The organism is Pseudomonas sp. SIMBA_067, assembly GCF_046534675.1.
Lineage (GTDB): Bacteria > Pseudomonadota > Gammaproteobacteria > Pseudomonadales > Pseudomonadaceae > Aquipseudomonas > Aquipseudomonas putida.
This window is the reverse complement of the sequence record NZ_JAWRYH010000801.1, coordinates 1-257: the sequence shown is the minus strand read 5'-3', so window position 1 is coordinate 257 and position 257 is coordinate 1. Positions and strand designations below refer to the sequence as shown.

1 protein-coding gene is annotated in these 257 nt (G+C 58.8%); it reads left to right on the top strand.

Annotated elements, in window-relative coordinates; all coding sequences use genetic code 11:
* A partial coding sequence (gene eutH / locus SB765_RS31410; RefSeq protein WP_410932732.1) for an ethanolamine utilization protein EutH occupies window positions 1-257 on the top strand: 257 nt, incomplete at both ends.

Genomic DNA, 257 nt, shown 5'->3' with positions numbered 1-257 from the left:
CTGCTCGTTTCCTCGGTAAGTTCGGTAAAAGTATCGAAGGATCAGGCGGTCAGTTCGAAGAAGGCTTTATGGCAATGGGCGCACTGGGCCTGGCGATGGTCGGTATGACCGCGCTGGCACCGGTACTGGCTCACGTTCTCGGGCCGGTAATTATTCCGGTTTACGAAATGCTCGGCGCTAACCCATCGATGTTCGCCGGAACACTGCTGGCGTGCGATATGGGCGGCTTCTTCCTCGCCAAAGAGCTGGCGGGCGGC